The organism is Leifsonia sp. HAY1-4F, from assembly GCF_056755275.1.
On sequence record NZ_JBNDHX010000123.1, the window covers coordinates 1 to 10,285 of the forward strand.

General features: G+C 67.7%; 9 protein-coding genes. 7 read left to right on the forward strand and 2 right to left on the reverse strand.

What is annotated here, in order from left to right; genetic code table 11:
• Positions 1-284: 284 nt before the first annotated feature.
• Positions 285-1,496: an MFS transporter gene (locus ACPYOG_RS17205; RefSeq protein ID WP_481295377.1), complete on the reverse strand. Its 1,212-nt coding sequence runs from the start codon at positions 1,494-1,496 to the stop codon at positions 285-287.
• Positions 1,497-1,771: 275 nt separating this feature from the next.
• Between ACPYOG_RS17205 and ACPYOG_RS17210 the strand changes: the two genes are divergently transcribed.
• The 7 genes from ACPYOG_RS17210 to ACPYOG_RS17240 all read left to right on the forward strand — a co-directional run bounded on the left by ACPYOG_RS17210 (position 1,772) and on the right by ACPYOG_RS17240 (position 10,104).
• Positions 1,772-4,294 (forward strand): ribonucleoside-diphosphate reductase subunit alpha, encoded by a 2,523-nt coding sequence (locus tag ACPYOG_RS17210; protein ID WP_481295378.1) that lies wholly within the window; start codon positions 1,772-1,774, stop codon positions 4,292-4,294.
• A 120-nt stretch (positions 4,295-4,414) separates the two neighbouring features.
• On the forward strand, positions 4,415-5,404 hold the full coding sequence (locus ACPYOG_RS17215; protein WP_481295379.1) for a ribonucleotide-diphosphate reductase subunit beta: 990 nt from the start codon (positions 4,415-4,417) through the stop codon (positions 5,402-5,404).
• A gap of 1 nt (position 5,405) precedes the next feature.
• The gene (locus ACPYOG_RS17220; RefSeq protein WP_481295380.1) at positions 5,406-6,284 is read left to right on the forward strand and encodes a sulfurtransferase; all 879 of its coding nucleotides are present in this window, start codon (positions 5,406-5,408) and stop codon (positions 6,282-6,284) included.
• A gap of 230 nt (positions 6,285-6,514) precedes the next feature.
• A complete protein-coding gene (locus ACPYOG_RS17225; protein ID WP_481295381.1) occupies positions 6,515-7,414 on the forward strand; it encodes an ABC transporter substrate-binding protein in 900 nt (299 codons plus the stop codon).
• 5 nt (positions 7,415-7,419) lie between these two features.
• Positions 7,420-8,403 (forward strand): amino acid ABC transporter permease, encoded by a 984-nt coding sequence (locus ACPYOG_RS17230; protein ID WP_481295382.1) that lies wholly within the window; start codon positions 7,420-7,422, stop codon positions 8,401-8,403.
• Positions 8,400-9,176, forward strand: a complete 777-nt coding sequence (locus tag ACPYOG_RS17235; RefSeq protein WP_481295383.1) for an amino acid ABC transporter ATP-binding protein — start codon at positions 8,400-8,402, stop codon at positions 9,174-9,176. Before ACPYOG_RS17230 ends, ACPYOG_RS17235 begins: the two co-directional genes overlap by 4 nt.
• 115 nt (positions 9,177-9,291) lie before the next feature.
• Positions 9,292-10,104, forward strand: coding sequence for an SDR family oxidoreductase (locus ACPYOG_RS17240; protein ID WP_481295384.1), 813 nt, complete (start codon positions 9,292-9,294; stop codon positions 10,102-10,104).
• Between the two features lie 99 nt (positions 10,105-10,203).
• On the opposite strand, the gene ACPYOG_RS17245 is transcribed toward ACPYOG_RS17240, so the two are convergent.
• On the reverse strand, positions 10,204-10,285 hold an 82-nt coding region (locus ACPYOG_RS17245), incomplete at its 5' end, for a DUF3418 domain-containing protein (RefSeq protein WP_481295385.1).

Sequence of the window (10,285 nt, forward strand, 5' to 3'; positions counted from 1 at the left end):
TCCGTCGTCGGCAGCGTCAGATGTGTATAAGAGACAGTTGTTGCAGCCGCCGACGGCGTGTCGGGTGCAACAACGAGCACTTCGGCGGAAAGGGAGGCCAGGAGCGCGACGAGCGGGGGAGTGCGCCCGACCGCGCACACGGACGCGCGGGAGCGCGCCCGTGTGCGCACGGACGCGCGGCCGCGCGTGCGGAGGCGCGGAAGCGAACCGGGCCGCGCGTGAGGAGGCGCCGGAGCGCACCGGCCGCGCGCTGCGCACGGGCCCGCCCGAGCGCGCACCGCAGGTCAGGAGGGCTGGACCGCCACGGGCTCCGTGTCGGGGATGGGGGACGCGTCGCGGCCGCGCAGGTCGGGGTGGACGCGGTGGGCGAGCGCCGGGACGGCGAAGCCGACGAGGGCGAGGACTCCGGCCACCCAGAAGGCGCCGACGGCGCCCACGTCGTCGATGAGGAAGCCCGCGCCGGCGGACCCGAGGGCCGCGCCGATGAGCTGGCCGGTGCCGACCCAGCCGTAGGCCTCCGCCGTGTCCGAGAACTTGACGCTCGCCGAGACGATGGCGAACAGCACGGCGAGCGCGGGCGCGATGCCGACGCCGGCGATCAGGAGGGTGAGCGAGAGCCCCCACCACGACCACAGCATGAAGGTCGAGAGCACGACGCCGACGAAGACGAGGAACATGCGGCGCGCCGTCGCCCACGGCCCGATCGGGATGTGCCCGAACGCCAGGCCGCCCACAAGGGATCCGAGGGACCAGATGGCCAGGACGATCCCGGCCAGCGGCGATCCCTCGCCGAATGTCGCGACGACGCCCGCTTCGACTGCGGCGCAGGAGCCGATGAGCAGGAAGCCCACCACCGTCGCGAGCAGCACGGGCGGCCGCGCGAGCACCGTCCCGAACCTCCGCTTGCTGCGCGGGATGCGCACCCGCCCGACCTCGGGCGAGGAGATGAACCAGCACCCGCCGGCCAGCATGATGGCGACCGACATGAGGATGCCTTCGACCGTGCCGATCTGGGTCGAGACGAACGTGATGGCGACGGGCCCGGCGATCCAGATGATCTCCTGCGCAGAGGCGTCGAGCGAGAACAGGGGAGTGAGCTGCCGCGAGTTCACCATCTTCGGGTAGATCGTGCGGACGGCGGGCTGGATGGGCGGCATGCTGAGGCCGGCGAAGAACGCGACCCCCATGGTCACCGGGATCGGCATCACGAAGATCCCGATCGCTGCGACGGCCACCGAGCAGAACGCCAGCGTCGTCCACAGCACCACGCGCATCCCGAGCACGCCCATCAGCCGGCTCGTCATGGGGCCCGCGATCGCCTGGCCGATGCTCATCGCGCCCAGCACGAGACCGGCTGCACCGTAGGAGTGGTGGATGCGCTCGATGTGGAGCAGGAAGGCGAGCGACAGCATCCCGAACGGGAAGCGCGCCGTGAGCTGAGCCGCGATGATGCGGGACACGCCCGGCGTCTTCAGGAGGCTCGAATAGGTGCTCACAACCGTCCACACTATCGGTCCGGACCCAGGCGTCCAGAGGCTGTCCACAGGGTTCCGTCCCCCCTTCGCGGGGTGTGGAAACTGTGCATAAGTTGTCCCCACCTGTGGACGACACGCCCACTAGATGTGGGGGGATGGAAATGTCCGACCCCCGCTATATAGTGGTCGAGCACAGAGAGCCGGAGGGCCGTCCGGACGTTCGACGGCACGGTTCCATGGGGACGCAGCTCAGCTGCACAGGGCCGCTCACGCGGCACATCGAAGAGGGAGAGACAGTGGCAATCACAGTCGTGAAGCGAAACGGCGAGCGCGAGCCGTACGACGCCAACAAGATCAATCTGGCCATCGAGAACGCGGCCCAGGGGCTGGATGAGAACATCACCTGGGTCACCCAGATCGCCAGTGAACTCGAGCTCACGCTGTTCGACGGCATCACGACGCAGCAGCTGGATGAGGCGGTCATCCAGGTCGCCCTCCAGAACGTCAAAGACGACCCCGCGTTCGACACCGTCGCCGCCCGCCTCCTCCTGAAGACGATCTACAAGCGCGTACTCGGCGACTACGAGAGCCAGGACGCGCTGACCGAGCTGCACCACGAGCGCTTCCGCCCGTACATCGAGCGCGGCGTCGCCGAGACGCTCCTCGACGGCCGGTTCACCACCGCCTTCGACCTGGACCGCCTGGCCGGCTACCTCGACCCCTCCCGCGACGAGCTGCTCAAGTACATCGGCGTCGTGACCCTCAACAACCGCTACGGCATCAAGGCGCGCAACGGCGACTCCCTCGAGGTGCCCCAGTTCTTCTGGATGCGCATCGCGATGGGCCTCTCCCTCAACGAGGCCGACCCCACGAGCCACGCGATCGCGTTCTATGACAAGATGTCGAAGCTCGAGTACCTGGCCGCCGGGTCCACCCTGGTCAACGCCGGGACGGCCTACCCCCAGCTCTCCAACTGCTTCGTCATGGAGATGCAGGACGACATCGAGCACATCGCCAAGAGCGTCCGCGACGTGATGTGGCTGACCAAAGGCACCGGCGGCATCGGCCTCTCCGTCACCAAGCTGCGCGCACAGGGTTCCCCGATCCGCTCCAACAACACGACCTCGACCGGTCCCATCCCGTTCATGCACACGATCGACTCGGTCCTGCGTGCGGTCAGCCGCGGCGGCAAGAAGTTCGGCGCGCTCTGCTTCTACATGGAGAACTGGCACCTCGACTTCCCCGAGTTCCTCGACCTCCGCCAGAACTCCGGCGACCCGTACCGTCGCACCCGCACCGCGAACACGGCGGTCTGGATCAGCGACGAGTTCATGAAGCGCGTCCAGAACGACGAGGACTGGTACCTCTTCGACCCGCTGGAGGTCGGCGACCTCAACGAGCTGTACGGCAAGGCGTTCTCCGAGCGCTACGCCCACTACGTCGCCGAGGCCGAGGCCGGCAACCTGCGGATGTTCAAGAAGATCAGCGCCCGCGCGCAGTTCAAGGACATCCTGATGAGCCTGCAGACCACCAGCCACCCGTGGCTGACCTGGAAGGACACGATCAACAACCGCGCCCTCAACAACAACACGGGCACGATCCACCTCTCCAACCTGTGCACCGAGATCACGCTGCCGCAGGACCGCGAGAACGTCTCGGTCTGCAACCTGGCCTCGATCAACCTGGCGCGCCACCTGGTCGACGGGAAGATGGACTGGGTCCGCATCGAGGAGAGCGCACGCCAGGCGGTCCGCCAGCTGGACAACCTGATCGACATCACGCTCTCGAGCGTGCCGGAGGCGGACTTCTCCAACCAGCAGAACCGCGCCATCGGCCTGGGCGTCATGGGCTTCACCGACCTCGTCGAGAAGCTCGGCCTCAGCTACGAGAGCGAGGAGGCGTACGACCTGATCGACGAGATCATGGAGCACGTCTCGTACGCCGCCATCGACGAGAGTGCCGACCTGGCGCAGGAGCGCGGTGCGTACCCGAACTTCGAGGGATCGCGCTGGTCGAAGGGTCTCGTGCCCTACGACTCGATCGCCCTGACGGAGGCCGACCGCGGCCTGCCGATCACGGTCGACCGCACCATCCGCCTCGACTGGGACCGCCTGCGCGAGAAGGTCAAGGGCGGGATGCGCAACGCGACGCTCATGGCGATCGCGCCCACCGCATCCATCGGTCTCGTCGCGGGCACGACCCCCGGCTTCGACCCGCAGTTCTCGCAGATCTTCAGCCGGTCGACCTCGTCGGGCAAGTTCCTCGAGGTCAACCGCAACCTCGTCGAGACGCTGCAGGAGCGCGGGCTCTGGCAGGACGTGCGCGAGGCGATCCTGCGGTCGCAGGGCGACATCCAGAACATCGCCGAGATCCCGGACGAGGTGAAGGCGACGTTCAAGACGAGCTTCCAGCTCTCGCCGTACTCCTTCATCGAGGTGGCCGCTCGTGCGCAGAAGTGGATCGACCAGTCGATCAGCCGCAACATGTACCTCGAGACGCGCGACCTCGGCGACATGATGGACATCTACTACGCGGCCTGGGAGAAGGGCGTCAAGACGACGTACTACCTCCACATGAAGCCGCGTCACCAGGCCGAGCAGTCGACCGTCAAGGTCAATAAGGCGGAGGAGATTTCCGGCGGCCGCAAGGGCTTCGCGACGGTCGGCGCGGGTGCTCCGGCAACAGCAGGAGCAACGGCGGGAGCATCGGCGGGATCGACCGAGTCGCCCCCCTCTCCGGCTCCGGCCGCTCCCGCACGGCGTGGCTTCGGCTTCGGAGGCCTCACCTCCACCAGCACCGCGGGTGGTGAGAACGCGTGAACACCACGAAGATCGAGGACTACTACGTCCCCGTCGACCCGATGGACGACCTGCAGTGCGAGTCCTGCCAGTAGTCCTCACCAACCGCATCCGGCCGTAAGCAACGAGGAGAGAAACACGATGGCGATTCTGGGAACGGGAATCGAAGAGGGCCTGCTGCTGAAGCCGGTCAAGTACCAGTGGGCGATGGACCTGTACGACCAGGCCGTCGCGAACACGTGGTTCCCGAACGAGATCCAGCTGGGCGAGGACATCGCCGACTTCAAGCGGATGACGGACGAGGAACGCCACGCGGTCACCTTCCTGATGAGCTACTTCAACCCGAACGAGCTGCTGGTCAACAAGGCGCTGGCCTTCGGGGTGTACCCCTACATCAACGCGGCGGAGGCGCACCTCTACCTCGCCAAGCAGATGTGGGAGGAGGCGAACCACTGCATGTCGTTCGAGTACGTTCTCGAGACGTTCCCGATCGACCGTGAGCAGGCGTACAACTCGCACGTCGACATCCCGTCGATGGCGCGCAAGGAGGAGTTCGAGGTCCGCTTCATCAAGCGGATGACCGAGCAGGCGCTCGACATCACCACCACCGAGGGCAAGCAGGACTTCATCCGCAACCTCGTGGCGTACAACGTCATCCTCGAGGGGATCTGGTTCTACTCCGGCTTCATGGTCGCGCTGTCGTTCCGCCAGCGGAACCTGCTGCGCAACTTCGGCTCGCTGATCGACTGGGTGGTGCGCGACGAGTCGCTGCACCTCAAGTTCGGCATCAACCTCATCCTGACCGTGCTGGAGGAGAACCCCGACCTGCAGACGCCGGAGTTCGCCGCCGAGATCCGCCAGATGATCCTGGATGCCGTCGAGATGGAGGAGCAGTACAACCGCGACCTCCTCCCGGGCGGCATCCTGGGCCTGAACGCCAACTACATCAACCAGTACGTGCGGTACCTTGCCGACCGCCGTCTGGAGGAGCTGGGCTTCGAGGCCGAGTACAAGGTCTCCAACCCGGCCAAGTGGATGGCGACCGCCAACGACACTCTGGAGCTGGTGAACTTCTTCGAGGCCACCAACACCTCCTACGAGTCGAACGCGAAGGCGTCCAGCGGTCGCTGACATGAGCACGGAGAACTCTCCGCTGATCAGCGCCGCCGCGCTGGACGTCGCACTCGGCGCCGAGTCCCTCTGGAGCGCCGCCGGCGGGCGGCGCTCGTCGTGGCGGGTGCTCGACGTGCGGTGGAAGCTGGGCGGACCGCCCGGTCGTGAGGAGTACGAGCGCGGCCACATCCCGGGTGCCGTCTACGTCGACCTCGAGACCGAGCTGGCCGGACACGGCGCACCGACCGATGGCCGCCACCCGCTGCCGGAGGAGGACGAATTCCAGGCGGCGGCCCGGCGCTGGGGACTCGACGACGGAGACGGCGTGGTCGTCTACGACGACGCCTTCGGAACCTCGGCCGCACGAGCCTGGTGGCTGCTTCGTCACGCGGGCGTGCGGGACGTCCGGGTGCTCGACGGCGGCCTGGCCGCCTGGCGCGACGCGGGGCTACGTGTCGAGACGGGGTCGGTGGTGACCCGTCCGGGCACCATCCGGCTCCGGTTCGGCGCCCTTCCCCCGCTCGACGGTGACTCTGCTGCGGGGCTGGCAGCCGGCGACGGGGTCCTCCTCGACGCGCGAGCGGCGGAGCGGTTCCGCGGCGAGGTGGAGCCGATCGATCCCCGGCCCGGGCACATCCCCGGGGCGGTCAGCGCGCCGACGACGGACAACCTCGACGAGAGCGGCCGGATGCTGCCGCCGGCGGCCCTCGCCGCGCGATTCCGAGCGCTCGGAGTCGACGACGGGATGCGCGTCGGGGTCTACTGCGGCTCGGGTGTGACCGCCGCCCACGAGGCGCTTGCGCTGGTCAGCGCCGGTTTCGGGATGCCGTCCCTGTATCCGGGCTCCTACTCGGCGTGGTCGAACGATCCCGCACGTCCCGTCGCCACAGGGGACTGACCGCTCCGCGACCACAGGACACCCGCGACCCGGCCTGCCGATTCGCGCTGGAGCGTCTGGACACACGGTTTCCGCCGCCTGAAGACGGAAACGTGCCCGAAATGCGCGTGTTATCCGCTGTTCTTCGCGCGAATTAGTGTTGAGGAGCGGTTACGCCGCTACGGTATCCTCCACTTACCCTTGCAATACTGAGACACATTCCTGCACCAGGAAGAAGGACGACAATTATCATGCGCATTCGTACCGCGACACCCATCGTCGCCGTCGCCGCCCTCGCAGCGCTCGCGCTCACCGGCTGCGTCGACAACTCCACCCCCTCCGGCAGCTCAACGTCGAGCGCCGGCGCGGGAGTGAAGAAGGACGACGCTCTCGCGAGCCAGCTGCCGCAGAGCGTCAAGGACGCCGGAAAGCTCGTCGTCGGCATGGACGACACCTACCCGCCGAACGAGTTCAAGGACGACAACGGAAACCCGGTCGGCTGGGAGGTGGACCTCGCCAACGCCATCGGCGACAAGCTGGGCGTGAAGACGAGCTTCGCGATCGCGAAGTTCGACAACATCATCCCGAGCATCACGGGCGGCAAGGACGACTACGGAATGTCGTCGTTCACCGACACGACGGAGCGCGAGAAGCAGGTCGACTTCGTCAACTACTACTCCGCCGGAATCCTCTGGGCGTCGGCCAAGGGTAAGACGATCGACCCGGACAACGCCTGTGGCCTCAAGGTGGCCGTGCAGTCCACCACCTTCGAGGACACCGACGAGGTCCCCGCCAAGTCGAAGAAGTGCACGGACGCCGGCAAGCCGGCCATCCAGGCGCTCCGCTACGACAACCAGGACGACGCCACCAACGCCGTCATCCTCGGCAAGGCGGACGCCCTCAGCGCCGACTCGCCGGTCACCCTCTACGCCATCTCGAAGTCGAGCGGCAAGCTCCAGGAAGCCGGCAAGACCTTCGACCAGGCACCGTACGGCCTCCCGGTCAAGAAGGGCTCGGCCCTCGGACCGGTCCTTCAGAAGACCGTCCAGGCCCTGATCGATGACGGCACGTACAAGAAGATCCTCGACAAGTGGGGCGTCGGCGACGGCGCGGCCACGACCGCCGAGCTCAACGCGGCCGCGAAGGGCTGACCTTCATGTCCCAGAGCAACACCGCCCGGCCGGCGACGGGATCCTTCCCGTCGCCGGCCGGGGGCCGTTCCGAGCCGATCAAGGCGGTCAAGCTCCGGCATCCCGGGCGGATCGTCCTGGCCGCCGTCCTCCTCCTGCTCCTCGTCTGGTTCGTCGTGGATGCGGCGAACCGGGATGCGTACGGCTGGCAGTACGTCGGCAAGTACGTCTTCGACAAGCGCATCAGTGCTGCTGCGCTCGTCACCCTCCAGCTGACCGTCTATTCGATGATCATCGGTGTCCTCCTCGGACTGATCCTCGCGGTGATGCGGCTCTCGCCGAACCCGGTCGTGAAGGCGGTCGCCTGGCTTTACCTGTGGGTCTTCCGCGGGACCCCGGTGTACGTCCAGCTGGTCTTCTGGGGCCTGTTCTCGCTGATCTACCCGCACATCTTCCTCGGGGTGCCGTGGACGCAGCTCGGGATCGACCTCAACCTCGGGTTCATGCAGAACGCGTTCATCATCGCGTTCGTGGGCCTGGCCCTCAACGAGGCCGCCTACATGGCGGAGATCGTGCGAGCCGGACTGCTCTCCGTGGACGCGGGCCAGGAGGAGGCGGCGACAGCGCTCGGGATGTCGTGGTGGCAGACCATGACCCGCATCGTCATCCCGCAGGCCATGCGCGTCATCATCCCGCCGACCGGCAACGAGGTCATTTCGATGCTGAAGACGACCTCGCTGGTGGCCGCCATCCCACTCACGACCGACCTGTATGGGGTCGCACGCGACATCTCGGCGGTCACGTACACACCCATCCCGCTGCTGATCGTGGCGTCGCTGTGGTACCTGCTGTTCACCTCCCTCCTGATGGTGGGGCAGTACTTCCTCGAGAAGCGGTTCTCGCGTGGCGTCAACGCGCGGCGACCCGACCGCAACGAGCCCGCGATGGCGACCGGCGCCCTGCCGGCTGCCGGCGCACCGGACGGCAACGACCTCGGAGGCAAGGGATGACCGACACGAACACGACACCGATGGTCCTGGCCGAGGGTGTCTCGAAGAGCTTCGGGTCGAACGAGGTGCTCAAGGGCATCGACCTCCGGGTCAACCCGGGAGAGGTGCTCTGCATCATCGGCCCGTCCGGATCCGGCAAGTCCACGTTCCTCCGCTGCATCAACCACCTGGAGCGGGTCGACGCGGGCCGGCTCTCGGTCGACGGCGAGGTGGTGGGCTACCGGCAGCACGGCGACAAGCTGTACGAGCTGAAGCCGAAGGAGGCCGCCCGGCAGCGCCGAGAGATCGGGATGGTGTTCCAGCGGTTCAACCTGTTCCCGCACATGACCGCGCTGGAGAACATCATCGAGGCGCCCATCCGCGTGAAGGGGCTCTCGAAGGCGAAGGCCGTGGAGCGCGGGACGCAGTTGCTGGCCCGTGTCGGGCTCTCGGACAAGGGCGACCACTACCCGTCGCAGCTGTCCGGCGGGCAGCAGCAGCGCGTCGCGATCGCCCGGGCGCTGGCCATGGATCCGAAGCTCATGCTGTTCGACGAGCCGACGTCGGCTCTCGACCCGGAGCTCGTCGGCGAGGTGCTCGACGTGATGAAGGGCCTGGCCTCCAGCGGCATGACGATGGTCGTCGTGACCCACGAGATGGGATTCGCCCGCGAGGTGGCGGACGAGCTCGTCTTCATGGACGGCGGCGTCGTCGTCGAGTACGGCGACCCTCGCGAGGTGCTCGGCAACCCGCAGCACCAGCGCACGCAAGCCTTCCTCTCCAAGGTGCTCTAGCCTCCCGCTTCGGTTCCGCCCCACCGTCGAGTACACGAAGACTGCACGCTCCCACGGCGTGTCGCGTCAAGTCTTCGCGGACTCGATGGTGGGGCGGGACTGGTAGCGTCGCGGGATGAGTGCGACGCGGGGGATGCGGGGGATGCGGCCGGCGGTGTTCGTGACGGGCGCCAGCAGGAGCGGGTCGATCGGGGATGGGGTCGCCCGGCGACTCGCCGCCGACGGCTGGGACGTCGCGTTCGCGTACTTCGACGGCTACGACGCGGCGATGCCCTGGGGGAGCGGCGAACACGCCGAGCTGACGTCGGCGCTGGAAGCGCTCGGGGCGCGTGCCCTTCCTGTGCCGCTCGACCTCGCCGACCCGGACGTGCCGGCGGCGGCGCTCGCGCGCATCCGGGATGAACTGGGTCCGGTCGTGGCGCTGGTCGCGAGCCATGCGCACTCGGTGGACAGCGGCCTGCTCGATACGAGCGTGGAGGCGTTCGACCGGCACTTCGCGGTCAATACGCGTGGGACGTGGCTGCTGATCCGCGCGTTCGCCGAGCAGTTCGCGGCCGACGGGCACGCTCCGACGACCGGGCTGCCGCTGACGCCGCCGGCCGGCCGGATCGTCGCGCTGACCAGCGACCACACCGCCTACAACCTGCCGTATGGCGCGAGCAAGGGCGCGCTCGACCGCATCGTGATCGCGGCCGCCGTCGAACTCGCGCACCTCGGCATCACGTCGAATCTGATCAACCCCGGCCCGATCGACACCGGATGGATGACGCCCGACCTCGCCGAGTCCCTCCGCGCCCAGACCGCGCTCGGCCGCCTCGGCACGCCCGCCGATACCGCCGACCTGGTCGCATTCCTGCTCTCGCCCGCCGGCGCGTGGATCACCGGCCAGCTCCTCCACTCCAACGGAGGCTTCCACCTCCCCGCCTGACGCCCCGCGCGACCCCCACCGTCGAGTACGCGATGATTGCACGCGACACGCCGATGGAGCGTGCAATCATCGTGTACTCGACGGTGGGGGGTGGCCGGTTTAGGGGGTGAGGACCTTGCGGATGCGCTGGAGGGAGACGGACTCGGCGGTGCCGAGGGACTGGGCGAAGAGGGAGACCCGG